Origin of the sequence: Vibrio sp. 1F263 (assembly GCF_041439035.1) — a bacterium.
In the GTDB taxonomy this organism is placed as follows: Bacteria; Pseudomonadota; Gammaproteobacteria; order Enterobacterales; family Vibrionaceae; genus Vibrio; species Vibrio tasmaniensis_A.
Genome location: NZ_JBGONI010000007.1, coordinates 138,121 through 154,918 on the forward strand (window position 1 = coordinate 138,121; position 16,798 = coordinate 154,918).

Annotated in this window: 10 protein-coding genes; all 10 read right to left on the bottom strand. The window is 44.6% G+C overall.

Annotated elements, in window-relative coordinates; all coding sequences use genetic code 11:
• Nucleotides 1-96: 96 nt before the first annotated feature.
• Nucleotides 97-1,125 (bottom strand): ABC transporter ATP-binding protein, encoded by a 1,029-nt coding sequence (locus ACED25_RS07135; protein WP_017097323.1) that lies wholly within the window; start codon nt 1,123-1,125, stop codon nt 97-99.
• Nucleotides 1,125-2,750, bottom strand: coding sequence for an ABC transporter permease (locus ACED25_RS07140; protein ID WP_371694971.1), 1,626 nt, complete (start codon nt 2,748-2,750; stop codon nt 1,125-1,127). The genes ACED25_RS07135 and ACED25_RS07140 overlap by 1 nt, the downstream gene beginning before the upstream one ends.
• A 243-nt stretch (nt 2,751-2,993) precedes the next feature.
• On the bottom strand, nt 2,994-4,010 hold the full coding sequence (locus ACED25_RS07145) for a Fe(3+) ABC transporter substrate-binding protein (RefSeq protein WP_012604721.1): 1,017 nt from the start codon (nt 4,008-4,010) through the stop codon (nt 2,994-2,996).
• Nucleotides 4,011-4,174: 164 nt separating this feature from the next.
• On the bottom strand, nt 4,175-5,404 hold the full coding sequence (locus ACED25_RS07150; RefSeq protein WP_017097325.1) for an ammonium transporter: 1,230 nt from the start codon (nt 5,402-5,404) through the stop codon (nt 4,175-4,177).
• A gap of 27 nt (nt 5,405-5,431) precedes the next feature.
• Nucleotides 5,432-5,770 (bottom strand): P-II family nitrogen regulator, encoded by a 339-nt coding sequence (gene glnK / locus ACED25_RS07155; RefSeq protein ID WP_004738200.1) that lies wholly within the window; start codon nt 5,768-5,770, stop codon nt 5,432-5,434.
• Nucleotides 5,771-5,996: 226 nt separating this feature from the next.
• Nucleotides 5,997-6,365, bottom strand: coding sequence for a YacL family protein (locus ACED25_RS07160; RefSeq protein ID WP_029223087.1), 369 nt, complete (start codon nt 6,363-6,365; stop codon nt 5,997-5,999).
• 282 nt (nt 6,366-6,647) lie between these two features.
• Nucleotides 6,648-9,236, bottom strand: coding sequence for a bifunctional aconitate hydratase 2/2-methylisocitrate dehydratase (acnB, locus tag ACED25_RS07165; protein ID WP_029225612.1), 2,589 nt, complete (start codon nt 9,234-9,236; stop codon nt 6,648-6,650).
• Between the two features lie 272 nt (nt 9,237-9,508).
• Entirely contained in the window at nt 9,509-11,848 is a 2,340-nt protein-coding gene (locus ACED25_RS07170) for a patatin-like phospholipase family protein (protein WP_371694973.1), read from the bottom strand.
• A gap of 38 nt (nt 11,849-11,886) precedes the next feature.
• A complete protein-coding gene (gene mrcB / locus ACED25_RS07175; RefSeq protein WP_371694975.1) occupies nt 11,887-14,286 on the bottom strand; it encodes a penicillin-binding protein 1B in 2,400 nt (799 codons plus the stop codon).
• Complete coding sequence (hrpB, locus tag ACED25_RS07180; RefSeq protein WP_371694994.1) at nt 14,283-16,721, bottom strand: ATP-dependent helicase HrpB; 2,439 nt, start codon at nt 16,719-16,721, stop codon at nt 14,283-14,285. Before hrpB ends, mrcB begins: the two co-directional genes overlap by 4 nt.
• Nucleotides 16,722-16,798: the final 77 nt, after the last annotated feature.

Below are 16,798 nucleotides of genomic sequence, written 5' to 3' on the forward strand. Positions count from 1 at the left end.
AGGTGAAGAACTCTTGCCCAGTACTCTGTATCAAAGTGCTGGGCTTTTTTACGAATGTATTTTACTTTTCGGCAGAACGATACTTACTGCGTATCATTAAAACGCCAATACACCTTTGGTATCTACTTTGACGGTGACTGGCATACCAACACCTAGAGCCTCAGAAGACGTTGCTAACAGTTTCTGACCGTTAGCTTCAATCACATAACGACAGTGGTCGCCCATAAATTGTTGTTCCAACACGGACAGGTTACTGTCGACATCATGACTCGCCACTATATGCTGTGGTCTTAGTAACAACGCACATTCCGCTCCCACTTCGATTTGAGTTTGTGCTTTCGCTTCTATCAGACCCAAGCTCGTTTCAAATTCATTATCTGAAATACGCTGTGCATTCAAGTAGCTACCACCACCTAAGAAATCAGCAACAAACTTACTCGATGGGTGGAAGTACAACTCAGATGCTGAACCATATTGCTCAATCACACCATGGTTCATTACCGCCATTTTATCTGAAAAAGCGAATGCTTCTTCACGGCTGTGCGTTACAAAAATAGCAGTAACACCCTGCTTTTTAAATATTTTACGAATCTGAGAGATCAACTCATGGCGAACTTGAGTATCAATATTTGAGAAGGGTTCATCCAATAATAATAAGTCTGGCTTGTACGCTAAAGAACGAGCAATCGCTACGCGCTGCTGTTGACCACCAGAAAGTTGATGTGGGTATCGGTCACCGAATTCATCTAAGTGAACTAGCTCCAACATCTCTTGAACTTTCTCTTTCTTTTGCTGTTCAGAAAGACCTTTGAGGCCAAAGCAGATATTCTGGTTTACCGTCAAGTGCGGAAACAGGGCGTAATCTTGAAAGATCATTCCGATGTTTCTCTGCTCAGGTGGTAACCAGTTGTCTCCATCGTCGATGGTTTGACAGTTCAAGCTCATGACGCCACTACTCAATGGAAGCAAGCCGGCAATCGCTTTAAGCAGCGTAGTCTTACCACAACCACTGGCACCAAGCAGACAAACAATTTCACCATGCTCAACTTCTAAAGAAAGAGATTCCAAAATAGTTTGGGACTCGTACTTACAAGTCAGATCTTTAATTGATAATGCACAACTCATTAGTGTTTCTGCTCCAAGGAACGGTTTACGATAATCAGAGGAATTAAGCCCACTAACACCAATAATACAGCAGGCATCGCCGCCAACTCTAGGTGCTCATCTGAGGCATAGTTATAAACATAAGTCGCCAATGTTTCGAAATTAAAAGGGCGTAGCAGTAATGCTGCATTTAACTCTTTCATTGATTCGATAAATACCAATAATCCGGCGATCAATGCGCCTCGTTTAATCAAAGGTAAATGAACACGACGTAACATCTGGTTGGTATTGCAGCCCATTGTTTTAGATGCCATATCCAATGAAGGAGAAACTTTACTCAAGCTACTTTCAATGCTGCCAATTGCAACCGCTGAAAAACGCACGACCATGGCAAAGATAAGTGCAAACATAGAACCAGAGAAGATCAAACCTGGTCCTGTCCATTCCATCACTTTTGCAATATCGTTGACTAAGTGATCCATAAACAAAACTGGGACCATCACACCAATGGCTAACACGGTGCCTGGAACGGCATAGCCCATGGAAGCGATACGCATATAAGCCTGATTTTTCTTACTTGGGCTAACACGTTGATTGAAGTTCACAATCAAAGCAATAACGACACCAATAATTGCAGCAACTACCGAAACATAAAGGCTATTAACGGCATACTCTCTAAATTCAGGGGTCCAGCTTTGAGCAAAATATTTGTAGGCATAAATCATTAACTGGGCAAGAGGGAACAAGAATGCGACACACACCAATCCCCAGCACCAAAACAATGCTAACCACTTCTTCCAACCGGAAAGGTCGTAACGAAAATCTTCACGACTACTGAATTGATTCTGGAATAATTTCTGTTTGCGACGGCTGTATCGCTCTGAACTCAACAGTAGGATCACAATAACCAGCATGATCGCCGATATTTTCGCAGCAGCCGTTAAGCTTGAGTAACCTAACCAAGTATCGTAAACCGCAGTCGTTAAGGTATTGACTGCAAAGTAACTTACGGTACCAAAGTCACCAATGGTTTCCATTGCAACCAGTGATAGCCCGACCGCCATTGATGGACGAACAAGCGGCAAGGAAATACGACGAAAGCTTTCCCAAGGTGAACACTTTAACAACCGAGCGGATTGCAATAAGGAGACGTTTTGCTCCATAAAAGCCGCGCGGCATAGCAAATAAACATAGGGGTAGAGAACAAGTGACAGAACAATAATAGCTCCGAACAAGGTTCTAATGTCTGGGAACCAGTACTCTCCGGGCCCCCAACCTGTTAAATCTCGTAGCAGAATTTGAACAGGACCTGCAAAGTCGAACCAATCGGTAAAGATATACCCGACAATATAGCCTGGCATTGCTAATGGCAGCACTAACGCCCACTGTAAAACGCGCTCTCCTGGAACACGGCACATTGCCATAATCCAAGCTGACGGAATACCAAAAGCCAAAGACAGGAATAAGGTTCCTATGACTAAAACCACCGTATTATAAGTATAGGTGGGCATTACTGTGGACATAAGATGAGAAAATAGCTCATCAGTTTCTCCAACAGCAGTCGTAAAAATCGCTAAAATCGGTAAAACCAGCAATACAGCAATGATGCAGCTACTGGTGTTCCATAAATAATTCTTTTCTTTCATCGCCTAACTACAACGAGGCTTAATGAAACACAAATGCATTTGCAAATACATCTCATATCCTTTTAATGGGGGGTTATTTATACCCATATACTGTAATGACTTCAAGGTGAGATGCTCATAACTCTGGGGATTAACGGGGAGCTTTGTATCAAAAAGTGATTTTCCAAAACAAAACAACCCCAAGTTACCGAAATGGCGACTTGAGGCTGTCATTTTACTTGGGCCGAAGCCTACAGTAAAAAATTATAGATCGAACTTAACTTCGTCTAGTAGCTTGATTGCAGCTGCGTGGTGGTCAGCAATCTGGTCTAGAGAAATTGTATCAGCTTTGAATTCACCCCAAGAAGCAACAAGCTCTGAAGGTTTAACATCAGCTTTAACTGGGTATTCGTAGTTCACTTCTGCGTACATGCCTTGCGCCACGTCACCAGATAGGAATTCCATTAGCTTAACCGCGTTCTCTTTATTTGGAGAGAATTTAGCCATTGCCATACCAGAGATATTTACGTGAGTACCTGTTGTCTCTTGGTTAGGGAAGTTAAGGTAAACAGCGTCAGCCCAAGCTTTTTGCTCTTTATCGTTAACCATCTTACCTAGGTAGTAGCTGTTACCAAGAGAAACGTCACATAGACCTTCTTTGATCGCTTTAACTTGTGCACGGTCATTACCTTGAGGCTTACGTGCTAGGTTTGCTTTTACGCCTTCTAGCCATTCTTTCGTTTCAGCTTCACCTTTGTGAGCAATCATCGAAGATACTAGAGAAACGTTGTATGGGTGCTTACCACTACGTGTACAGATTTTACCTTTGAATTCTGGCTTAGCTAGATCAGCGTAAGTGAAATCTTCACCTAGACGACCAACACGGTCACGAGAAGAGTAAACGCTACGTGTACGAGTTGTTAGAGCGAACCACTCGTTAGCTGTGTCTTGGTACTGAGCTGGGATATTCTTTTCTAGAACATCACTTTCTACAGCTTGAACTAAACCTTTTTCAGTTAGCTCAGATAGACGGCTGATATCAACAGTTAATACCACATCTGCTGGGCTGTATTCGCCCTCTTGAGCTAGCTTCTCTGCTAAACCTTTCTTAGCAAACTTAACATTCACCTCGATGCCTGTCTCTTTTGTGAACTCATCAAACATAGGTTCAACAAGGAAAGGTTGACGGTAAGAGTATACGTTTACTTCTTCAGCAGCGATTGCAGCCGTTGGTGCGATTGCGCTACATGCTAGAGCTGAAAGAGTTAGCAATTTTTTCATTGGTAAAGTCCTTTATATCGAAATGATAATCTATATCAGTTGCGTTATTATATTTATTAAAATATTAATTTCAATGATAGAGCACAAAAAAACCTGCTCATGAGAGCAGGTTTCAAGTGGGTAATATGTAAATATTTGTAAATTATGGATTAATACATAATGTTCTATTTTACAGACACAAACTCTGGATAGGCGCCGACACCACAATCGTGCATGTCCATACCTTCAAGTTCTTCATCTTCAGTTACTCGGATACCGATTGTTGCTTTAAGCACTGCCCATACCGCTAGGCTAGCACCGAATACCCATGCAAAGATTACTGCTGCACCCAATAGTTGAGCACCAAACGTTGCATCAGCATTGCTTAGTGGCACAGCCATTAGACCGAAGAAACCACACACACCGTGTACCGATATAGCACCTACTGGATCATCAATCTTAGCTTTGTCTAGAGCGATGATGCTGAATACAACCAATGCACCAGATACCGAACCAATCGCTACAGCAAATAAAGGTGATGGTGATAAAGGATCGGCAGTGATTGCTACTAGGCCAGCTAACGCGCCGTTAAGAATCATTGTTAGGTCAGCTTTACCCCAAGTCGTTTTACATACTAGTAGTGCTGCGATAGCACCTGCTGCTGCTGCTGCGTTAGTGTTAAGGAAGATTTGGCCAACCGCTGTCGCGTTCTCAAAGTCAGAAACCATAAGTTGAGAACCACCGTTGAAACCGAACCAACCAAACCAAAGGATAAATGTACCTAGCGTTGCCAGTGGCATGTTTGAACCTGGAATCGGGTAGATCTCACCGTTCTTACCATATTTACCTTTACGAGCACCCAGCAGAAGAACACCCGCTAAGGCTGCTGAAGCACCAGCCATATGTACGATACCTGAACCAGCAAAGTCACTGAAGCCGGCTTCTGATAGGAAACCACCGCCCCAAGTCCAGTAACCTTCCATTGGGTAGATGAATGCTGTTAGCACGACAGAGAAGATAAGGAATGACCAAAGTTTCATTCGCTCAGCAACCGCGCCAGATACCACAGACATTGCTGTTGCAACGAAAACGACTTGGAAGAAGAAGTCTGATTCTAATGAGTGGTCTGCACCTTCGCCTTGAGTACCAATCAGAGTACCAAATGACGGTAACCAGCCACCTTCGCCGTTATCGACATACATAATGTTGTAACCAACGACTAAGAAAGTCGTACAAGCAATCGCGTACAAACAAATGTTCTTAGTTAAAATTTCTGTGGTGTTCTTCGAACGAACAAGGCCAGCTTCTAACATCGCGAAGCCTGCAGCCATCCACATGACCAACGCACCTGAAATGAGAAAGAAAAAAGTGTCTAGTGCGTAACGTAGTTCCGTTACTGTTGTTGTAAGTTCCATATTAAAGTCTCCAGTCCTTGTAATTCTTTAAAGTGCTTCAGCATCCATTTCACCGGTACGAATTCGTACGGCTTGGCTTAGGTCATACACAAAAATTTTGCCATCGCCGATTTTTCCGGTGTGTGCCGCTTGGCTAATCGCTTCAACAACTCGGTCAACATTTTCAGCTTGGGTTGCAATCTCTAGCTTTACCTTTGGTAGGAAGTCCACCTGGTACTCTGCACCACGATACAATTCAGTGTGCCCCTTCTGACGACCAAAGCCTTTCACTTCAGAAACCGTCATACCTTCAATACCCACATCAGAGAGCGCTTCGCGTACATCGTCTAATTTGAACGGCTTTACAATGGCATTTATTAATTTCATATTCTTTCCTTAAATTCTTCACTTAATCCGTTAATACTCTTATTACAATCCAAGTAGCGTGCCAGAAATTTAAGTTGTTGATTTTAAATAAAATAGAAACAATACCGTTTTGGAAACGAAAAAGGCCGCACCAATGTGGTGCGGCCTTTTCACTATCTTAATGCGTTGCACTGTCGTTGCTCTAGTTTTGGGCCACGAAACTTTCACGATGCAAAATCATTAGCAACTAGTAACCTAAAAAATCAATCCAACGTTCGATGAGCAACTCGAAATCGTCAATTCCGCAGCTTGCTTCGCTTTCACAATTATAGAAATCGAACTCACTGCCCTCTTCCATCTCTTGTTCGTGCCCTAGCACATTTTCTTGAATCGTTACGTCGTCTTCATTGATCGCTAGGCTGATCTCTTTGCCTAGTAGCGTCACTTCATTGCTCAGATCTTGTCGAGATTGCTCAATCAACGCCATCACATGATCCAGTTTCTGCTTATCTTTCCCGATCTCTTCTTGAAGCCAGCGGCCAACAATTTCATGACCCATGCTGCACTTTACATAGTACTCGCCCATTAAAGTGTTTCGTGTAAATTCAAATTCCATAAAGGCTCCGCGCACTAATGACAGATAGGGTAAAAAATGAGGCGAGAGTATATAGCGAAGTCATCAAGAGATCGAGTCGCTCGTAAACTAACATTCAGACATAAAAAAACGCCTACCGAAGTAGACGCTCTATCATTTGGGTTCCTCTAAATAGTTGGAGTTGCAGCTAGGCGACAAGTACGTTCATCCCTATGAGCATAGAAGCTCTATGTGACTAGGGCGGCCGGCGCTCCGGTGAACGTACGCAGTCAACAACGCTGCAGCTACAAATATAACGAGGAACTAAGCTGGTTCTTGGAAGATAACTGTGTCTGCTTTATCCGTGTACTGACCCATTTTATGGAAGTTCAGGTAACGGTATGTATCAGCAGCCGTTGCATTAATCTTCTCAGCGTACTCTAAGTACTCTTCTTTCGTTGGGATACGACCTAGAATCGCGCCAACAGCAGAAAGCTCAGCAGAAGCCAGATAAACGTTCGCGCCATTACCTAAACGGTTCGGGAAGTTACGAGTAGACGTAGACATAACCGTCGAAGCATCAGCAACACGAGCTTGGTTACCCATACATAATGAACAACCCGGAGTTTCAATACGAACCCCAGCACGACCGAAGATGCCGTAGTAGCCTTCTTCTGTCAGTTGGTCTTTATCCATCTTAGTTGGCGGAGCAACCCATAGGCGAGTATTTAAAGAGCCATTAAACTCTTCTAGCATCTTACCTGCAGCACGGAAGTGACCGATGTTGGTCATACAAGAACCGATGAACACTTCTTGAATCTCAGTGCCTTGAACGTCAGAAAGAAGACGAGCATCATCTGGATCGTTTGGTGCACATAGGATTGGTTGATCGATGTCAGCAAGATCAATCTCGATAACGTGTGCGTATTCCGCATCTGAATCAGCAGATAGCAACTCAGGGTTCGCTAACCACTCTTCCATTGCGGTAATACGACGCTCAATCGTACGAACATCACCGTAACCTTCAGCGATCATCCACTTAAGCATAACGATATTCGAGTTCAGGTACTCATCGATAGACTCTTGAGATAGCTTAACCGTACAACCTGCCGCAGAACGCTCTGCTGATGCATCTGAAAGTTCAAATGCTTGCTCAACAGATAGGTGCTCAACACCTTCGATTTCTAGTACACGACCAGAGAACTCATTGATCTTTCCTGCTTTCTCTACCGTTAGTAGACCTTGCTTGATACCGTAAAGCGGAATTGCATGTACTAGGTCACGTAGTGTGATACCCGGTTGCATTTCGCCTTTAAAGCGAACCAAGATAGATTCAGGCATATCAAGAGGCATAACGCCTGTTGCCGCAGCAAATGCTACCAAACCAGAACCAGCAGGGAATGAAATACCTAGAGGGAAACGAGTATGCGAGTCACCACCTGTACCTACAGTATCAGGCAGAAGCATACGGTTTAGCCATGAGTGAATAACACCATCGCCCGGACGAAGTGAAACACCTGCACGGTTCATGATGAAATCAGGCAGTGTATGGTGAGTGTTTACATCAACTGGTTTCGGGTATGCAGATGTGTGACAGAAAGACTGCATCACAAGATCTGCAGAGAAACCAAGACAAGCCAGATCTTTCAGCTCATCACGCGTCATAGGACCCGTAGTATCTTGAGAACCCACTGTCGTCATTTTAGGTTCGCAGTACTGACCCGCACGCACACCTTCAACGCCACACGCTTTACCTACCATCTTCTGAGCTAATGTGTAGCCTTTATCAGAAGCAGAAGGATCGATTGGTTTAGCAAACAGATCGGTTTCAGCTAGGCCTAGAGCATCACGAGCACGACCCGTTAGGCCACGACCAATGATCAGTGGAATACGGCCACCAGCACGCACTTCATCAAGAAGTACTTTGCTTAGCTCAAAGTTTGAAATCACAGAACCGTTCTTGTGAACAACACCTTCGTACGGGTAGATATCAATGACATCGCCCATGTTCATGTCTTGTACGTTCAGTTCAATGGGTAGTGCGCCTGAATCTTCCATTGTGTTGTAGAAGATTGGGGCAATTTTACCACCCAGACAAACACCGCCAGTACGCTTGTTTGGTACGAATGGGATATCTTCACCCATGAACCAAAGTACTGAGTTTGTTGCCGATTTACGAGAAGAACCTGTACCAACAACATCACCAACGTAAGCCAGTGGAATGCCGTCTTTTTGCATTTCTTCAATTTGATTGATTGGACCAACGCTACCCTGTTCATCAGGAGTAATGCCATCACGTTCCATCTTCAGCATCGCTTTCGCGTGCACTGGGATATCAGGACGTGACCATGCATCAGGCGCTGGTGATAAGTCATCAGTGTTAGTTTCACCGGTAACTTTAAATACTTTAACGGTGATCTTTTCCGCTACTTTGTTTTTCGCTGTAAACCATTCAGCATCAGCCCAAGATTGAAGTACTTGTTGTGCTGAAGCATTACCTGCTTTCGCTTTATCTTCTACATCGTAAAACGCATCGAACATCAGTAGAGTATGAGACAGGGCTTTAACTGCGATTGGAGCAAGCTCAGCATCGTCTAACAGAGACACTAGAGACTCGATGTTGTAACCACCTTGCATAGTACCAAGCAGTTGTGCAGCTTTTGCTTTGCTTACTAGTGGAGAAGCTACTTCACCTTTAGTGATAGCCGTAAGGAAGCCAGCTTTTACGTAAGCAGCTTCATCTACACCCGGTGGAATGCGATTTTCTAGTAGCTCAAGAATGATTTCTTCTTCACCTTGAGGTGGATTCTTTAGAAGTTCAACTAGGCCAGCGACTTGCTCAGCATCTAGTGGTCTTGGGACAACTCCCTCGGCAGCACGTTCTTCGACGTGTTTACGGTAGGCTTCAAGCACGACTTTTTTCCTCTCATTGCGGTTCACTTCTTACCTTCATAATTATTAGTAAAATAAAGAAGCGAACATCCTTGGAAACTTGGCTCTCCATTGCCATTTTTGTCATTCAATTTGTATTGATGAGCGGCATCATAGAGGCCAAACTGTGGGCGGTAGAATAGCAAATTTAACGTTAAATTAAAATCTTATCATTTTGACCAACATAGCAAGTTAAGACGAAAGTCCCACTATTTTTGCCTATTTACGCAGTTAAACGGTGACTCTACGCATGATTATTTGTAGGAAGTACCGACAATCAGATACACCGAATCAAAGTTATCTTCGGTTCGACCATAAGCTAATATGATCGGCCCGATGGGTGAGTCGACACCCGCAAAAACAGAGCCTGCAGTATACATTGGAGCTTCATCCAGTTTTAAGTCATTGTTCGACCAAACACCACCATGTTCAATAGAGGCGCCCACGTAGAACGGAGATTCAAAGAGGCCGAAGTCATTTTCAAACCACTTATAACGGTAGATCAAACTGGTGTAAGCTAAGTTCTGACCGATCAAACTATTTCTTGGAATACCGGATAGATTAAGGAACCCTCCTAGCTCTTTCGGATCAATCGGAAAGACTGAGTTTTTACTTTCTACGATGCCGTAATCAACCTTTGCGACTAAAGTATGCTTTTCAATGCTTTGTGCTGCCATAAAATTGGCCGAAAGTTCAAAGACTGTATCACTCTCAGAAGAGAAATCTGAACCACCATTAGAGCTCTCATTCTCAAAATCGTCATGAGAGATAAGGTACTCTAAATCGACAAAATAACCTTCGGTAGGAAGACTGAAGTTATCCAAAGTATCCAATCTATAACTGGCAAAGGCACCAATACGTTTATAGCCACCACTTCCTAGTGAAGGTAATGATGCCACCTCAATACTGCCATCGGTATAACGTGCACCAAATTTCAGCTCTTGCCACAATGTCGGTTGATAGCCCAATGCAAATTCACTCAGATACTCTTGATAAGACATTGGTAAGTAGTCTTTGGTTGCATCCAGTGTAGGTTCTCCAATCTCGCCGATTCCTGCTGGCAGGTTTCGATTCTGGTTGCTGTAAGCAATAGACACAGATGTGAACAACTTTTGACTCGAAAAGAATGGTGAGAAGAGTTCCGCCTCAATGCGTTTGTCCGTTCCCATCTCGATATTAGTTCTTAGCTCTGCACCATGCTTATTAATATCGGTAAAGTTGGCAGAGACACCGAGCGAGTACTGGCTGGTTGTAGAGAAATCATCTTCAAGAAAGAATCGAAAATTGAGGTAGTTTGGACCCCAAGATTTTTCGTTCACATCGACCAGCAGTTGATCCTCACCATCAACATTTTCAAATTCATAAGTAACCAACTCGAACCGATCTAAGGCATAAAGATCTTTCACTTTAGATTCGATTTCACTGGTTTTAATAACCTGACCAGAATCGAGGTTTAAACGATTTTCGATCAACTTATCTGAATAGTGGGTGTTGTTGTTAATAACAACTCTATCAACGACAGTCTGGTCGCCATGTTTTAGCTGCTTTCGAGCTTGCTGTTTCTGATCGATATACTTTTGATAGTCTGCGTTAGAGAGCGCCAACTTAGAAAGCTGATCCGTATACTGCCTTGTTGCTTCGTATCCAGCATGATAAGCCGTCGGCATTTTATCGAACTCGGTGGTCTCCATTTGCCCAACATCAGGACGTAGGAAAAAATCATCGTCTGTTAACGTCGCGGCTTGCTCTTGAGTGCTGCGTTGAACAAGGTAATTAGAGAGTTGGTCTGCTGCGGCTAAAAAGTTAGTGAAGTCTTCTTTGCTTTTGTAGTTAGTACTGATATCAATCGCAATAACTATGTCAGCCCCCATCGCTCTAGCAACATCAACAGGCATGTTATTGGTGACACCACCATCGACCAACATTCGCCCATCAACTTCATAAGGAGGAAGTGCTCCAGGTACTGACATACTCGCCATCATCGCATCAACAAGGTGACCATGATCGATCACGACTTCTTCAAGGTCGATAATATCGGTTGCGACAGAGCGATATGGAATAGCGAGGCTGTCGAAAGAATCGAGGGGAGATAAATTACCAGTGGTCTCGCGCAGAATACGCAACATATTCTGACCTTGAACCACACCTTTTCTGGCTTTGATTTCGCCCCAACCTAAACCGAGATCGGTATTCAGTTGATAACGGTCTTCATATTCTTTGTCTCGCACACGGCGATCACTACGGTTAACGCGATCGCGATAACCACGATTCCAATCAACCGTATAAATAAAGCTCTCGATCTCATCAGCGCTCATACCTGTCGCATAAAGACCACCAACGTATGCGCCCATGCTGGTACCGGTAATGTAATCAACCGGAATTTGCATCTCTTCTAGGGCTTTAAGCACACCGATGTGAGCTGCACCTTTTGCCCCACCACCAGCAAGAACGACAGCAACGGTTGGCCTTTTATGAGCTTGTTTAAGTTCAACATGTTCTGATGAATCAACCTGTGCTGCAGTAGCGGCAAACAGTTGAAAACTGATCACAGTACCGACAATACCCAAGCTACTCACTAACCAACGAGAAATCATTATCTAAACTATCCTTGTCATTCTTTTCTGTTATGACTTTACCACTGAAAAAGCTTCTTTAGCCACTGTTTTGGTTGACTTTCACAGCCCTTTTTAATGCTGCCACTTTCATCCCAGACCGGCAATTTGACTGTACCACCACAGTCAAACTCTAACGCCCCTTCAGAAGTTCGAGTAAAGCTAGCGGTCGCAATTCCTGTTGGCCAAGGCAGTAATAGTTGTTCAGGCGTTCTTTGCTTCAGATAATCGGCATAGACACGCAACGCACCGCTAGAACCGGTTAGTTTAGTCGGTTTATTATCATCTCGGCCTAACCAAATCGTCGTGACTTCACGACCATCAACACCCACGAACCAACTGTCTCGACTGTCATTACTTGTGCCCGTTTTACCAGCTAACCCAGCCCATGCAAACTGACCTTGTAAGAAACGACCTGTACCTTCCGATACACCCCGCTTCATCGCATAGGTTGTTAACCAAGCTGCCTGCTGGTCAACGCTTTGCGATACACGAGGAATCGATTGATACAGAACTTCGCCATCATTATCAACAACAGAACGAAGTGCAGACAAAGGCGCAATGCGACCAGAGTTGGTAATGGTTTGGTACATCTGAGCAACTTGGAACGGAGTCAGTGAGAACGAACCCAAAAACATCGACGGTACTGGGCGAATCTCATTTTTATCGACACCCAGCTTACCAATGGTGTCCGAGACGCTATCAATGCCTAACTGCATGCCTAAACGAACGGTAGGTACGTTATAAGACTTAGAAAGCGCCACATACAAGGGCACATAGCCACGGAACTTACGATCGAAGTTTCTTGGGCTCCATACGCTGCCCTTACTGCCTTTCAAGCTCAGTGGGGAGTCCTTCAATGTTGTCGCCAACGTATACTTCTGAGGTTGTTCCAATGCGGTTAAGTAGATGGCAGGCTTAACCAAAGAACCAATAGGGCGACTCGCATTCAAAGCACGGTTAAAACCATCGTAACCGGTACGTTTACCACCAACCATCGCTCGGATTTCACCAGTATTGCGATCCACGGCAATAGCTGCGGCTTCCAGTTTGTTACCTGCCGTTTTCGATAAATCAGGCACTTTACGAGCAATCGACTTTTCTAACTTGTCTTGGGAAACGGGATCCAGAGAGGTAAAGACTCGAATCCCTTTTTTCGCTTCAAATCGATCGCCTACATACTTCTTAAGCTCAATGTTTACTTGCTGGAAGTAAGCTGGCTGACGACTAGCAATACGTGGGTTGTCTTGAATATCCAAATCACGACTCGCCGCTTCTTCGTATTGTCGCGGAGTTAATATGTCTTGCTGCATCAATAAGCGAAGAACCAGATCGCGTCGAGTCTTAGCACGTTCAGGGTAACGAACCGGATTGTAATACGACGGTCCTTTCACCATACCCACCAGCAGTGCTAGTTGATCGATGCGGAGCTCTTGAATAGGTTGACCGAAATACAAACGAGATGCCAAGCCGAAACCATGAATCGCTTGCCCACCATTTTGCCCAAGGTAAACCTCGTTTAAGTAAGCCTCTAGAATACGGTCTTTGCTGTAACGATGGTCCAAGATAAGCGCAATGTAGGCTTCACGAACCTTACGCCACAATGTACGTTCACTGGACAAGAACAGGTTTTTTGCCAGCTGTTGTGTCAGCGTACTACCCCCCTGTACCGTTCGCCCAGCTTTGACGTTAACGACCATTGCACGAGCGATTGCTAATGGCGATACCCCATCGTGTTGATAGAAGCTTCGGTCTTCAGTTGCTAATAAGGCATCAACCATCACTTCTGGGAACTGATTACGTTTTAAGAACAGGCGTTGCTCATCGTTACTTTTTTCAAGCATACCCAACATTTTCGGCTCAACACGTAGATAGCCCATGTCGCCTTTCTTCTCTAGCGACTGTATACGAGTTAACTCGTTACCGTTGAAATGCAGCATTACATGACGATCCGCTTCCGGTCCATCGACAAACTCGAACGGACGACGAATCATTTCAATCTTGGTTGAAGAAGAAGAGTACTCACCTGGGTGACGAGGAGAATTCACTTTACGGTAATTAAGTACATCCAGTTCATTCTTAACCTGTACCAAACTCACCGCAGTCCCCGGAGACAGATCCAACACACGAGCATAAACAACGGTTGGCAGATCAAAAAGCTGACCTTCAAAACGCTGCTTAACCACTGAATCCAGATAAATACCGACGAACAACAGCAATGCGGCAAGTGCTAAGCCAGCTTTCCAAGAAATGCCCCACAGAATCTTCAACCAACCTCTCTTGCCAGACGGCTTAGCCTTAGGTTTAGTCTTTTTCGCTGCTGATCTTGGCTTTCTAGGCTTGCCTTTGGTCGCTGGTGACTTCTTTGCTGGCGCTTTTTTAGGTGGTGCCTTTTTTGGCGTTAACATTTTGGTCATCATCGGTTCAACTGTCGTTTAGTTTTAGTGGTTGCTACATGATTAGCAGGGTCATCCGGCCAAGGATGTTTGGGGTAACGGCCTTTCATCTCTTTTTGTACTTCTTTGTACGCGCCAGCCCAAAAGCCGGCTAAATCCTGAGTAATTTGCAGTGGTCGTTGCGCAGGAGAAAGCAACTCAAGCACCACCTTTTTACGCCCTTGGGCAATCAAGGGGGAATCTTGCTCACCAAAGACTTCCTGCATTCGAACAGAGATCATTGGCTCAGATTTATATTGATAACGAATCGACTTCTTACTGCCCGTTGGCATCAGGTAATTAGTCGGTAGCCATTGATCTATTTCTTGATTCAGAGGCCAGCCAAGATAAGCCGACAATGCTTGTTCAATCGATACATTCGACAGCCCTTTGGCTGACTTAATGCCATTCAGATAGGGTGATAGCCACTCATCAAGATGTTCAATCAAACTCGCATCATCCATCGCTGGCCAATCATGCTCTGGCATCCAAAGCTGTGCGCAGCGTACACGCTCAACGAGCTGTTTAGCTGAAGACGTCCAATGTAAGCGCTCCAGTCCGCAGCGAGCGATATAATTGAGTAGCGCTTGGCTCGCCTGATTCGCATCGGGTTCTGGTAAAGCTTTGGTGCTGATAATCAACTTCCCCAAAGACACTCGCTGCTCTGCCACTAAGCGACCACGCTTCTCATCCCAATCGGCGTAATCGGAACACACAAACAGTTTTGGAAATTCAACTTCTAGCTGCGCAATATCAACCGCGGTAGCTAAGAAAACTTGACTGGCTCGCCCTGTGCTGCGCATCAAATCAATCACAACGATATAGTCATTATTCGCCAATGGATCATCATCACGAACTTCAGCACCGTGACCATTCGCCAGAAGAAAAGCACTGCTGCTCGCACTTCTCGCTTGTGCAATTCGGTCTGGGAATGCAAAACAAAGCACTAATGGTAGCAATGATTCATCGAGTTGTGACAAATCCAGGTGATGATTGAGTTTGCTGGCGAGACTTTTCGCTCGCTGCATCACACCACTGTTTTTCGAGTGCTTTCTTTGCTTAAGTCGATGTAGCGAGTGTTGAATATCCGTCACGTTACGTTCAGGTTCTTCGAGTAAAGCGGCGGCGACAATTGCGACATTCAACAAGGCTTGGCTGTTTTGTTGCGCTTTGATCAGCATACTGGCGTTCCGTGGCTCAATACCTAAGCGCTGGGCTTGCTTTCCGACTGGAGTAAATTGCCCATTACTATCTAATAAATCAAGCTCTTGTAACAGTTCTGTCGCTTGCTCAATCGATGCCTGTGGCGGAACATCTAACCAATGAAGCTCATCGGCACTACTTGCTCCCCATTGCGTCAATTCAGCCACCAGCGAAGAGAGATCAGAATGAAGTATTTCAGGATCAGGAACGGATGGTTGTTGCATCAACTGTGTTTCACTGTACAAGCGAACACATAAGCCTTCTTCGATTCGCCCAGCACGACCCGCTCTTTGTTCTGCTGAGGATTGTGAGATTTTTACTTGCTCAAGTTTGGTGATTCCAGTTTTCAAATCGAACTTTGCTACTCGCTCCAATCCCGAATCAACAACTAAGCGAATCCCCTCAATCGTCAAAGAAGTTTCCGCAATGTTAGTGGCTAATACCACTTTTCGACGCCCTTTCACCGATGGCTCGATCGCTCTCTGCTGCTGTTCAAAACTCAATTGGCCATACAACGGACACACGTCAATATCACTGACAAGTTGCCCAAGTTGTGATTCCACTTGTTTTATCGCCGAGACACCCGGTAAGAAAGCCAAAAGTGAACCCGATTCTTTCTCCATCAGAGAACGAATCACGTTGACCATCTTAGGTGCTAAATATTCATTCGAGCCTAATGGCTGATAGCGGAAGTCGACAGGGAAAGTTCGGCCTTGCGATTCAACATACTTGGCATCAGGTAACAAAGATTGCAGAGCGCGTTGATCTAAGGTTGCCGACATCACCACCACTTTTAGATCGTCACGCAGCGCATCTTGGATCTCCAAGCTAAACGCCAATGCAGTATCTGCGTGAATGCTGCGTTCATGAAATTCATCAAAGATCACCATATCAACCCCAGTCAATTCAGGGTCGGTTTGGATCATTCTCGTCATGATCCCTTCAGTCACGATTTCCAAGCGAGTCGCACTACTGGTTTTAGATTCACCACGAACCCTATAACCTATGCTCTCTCCCACTTTATCTCCTAGTTGGCTCGCTAAGTAAGTAGCAATATTCCTTGCAGCCAAACGCCTTGGTTCAAGCATAATGATTTTGCCTTGAACAGCATTAGTTTTAACCAACTGTAAAGGGAAGAATGTTGATTTACCGGCACCGGGAGCGGCCTTTAGAATAAGTTGAGTGTGTGTTTGTACGCCAGCGAGCAGATCTGGCATCACAGCTTCTATGGGCAGTTGTGGCAATGGGTGAACCTTGTGGTGTAATGTTGGCAACATTGTACATAAAAACCTAC

Coding starts and splice junctions, on each gene's coding strand:
- ACED25_RS07135 (WP_017097323.1), bottom strand. CDS start 1,125: ATGAGTTGTGCATTATCAATTAAAGATCTGACTTGTAAGTACGAGTCC.
- ACED25_RS07140 (WP_371694971.1), bottom strand. CDS start 2,750: ATGAAAGAAAAGAATTATTTATGGAACACCAGTAGCTGCATCATTGCT.
- ACED25_RS07145 (WP_012604721.1), bottom strand. CDS start 4,010: ATGAAAAAATTGCTAACTCTTTCAGCTCTAGCATGTAGCGCAATCGCA.
- ACED25_RS07150 (WP_017097325.1), bottom strand. CDS start 5,404: ATGGAACTTACAACAACAGTAACGGAACTACGTTACGCACTAGACACT.
- glnK (WP_004738200.1), bottom strand. CDS start 5,770: ATGAAATTAATAAATGCCATTGTAAAGCCGTTCAAATTAGACGATGTA.
- ACED25_RS07160 (WP_029223087.1), bottom strand. CDS start 6,365: ATGGAATTTGAATTTACACGAAACACTTTAATGGGCGAGTACTATGTA.
- ACED25_RS07170 (WP_371694973.1), bottom strand. CDS start 11,848: ATGATTTCTCGTTGGTTAGTGAGTAGCTTGGGTATTGTCGGTACTGTG.
- mrcB (WP_371694975.1), bottom strand. CDS start 14,286: ATGATGACCAAAATGTTAACGCCAAAAAAGGCACCACCTAAAAAAGCG.
- hrpB (WP_371694994.1), bottom strand. CDS start 16,721: ATGCCAGATCTGCTCGCTGGCGTACAAACACACACTCAACTTATTCTA.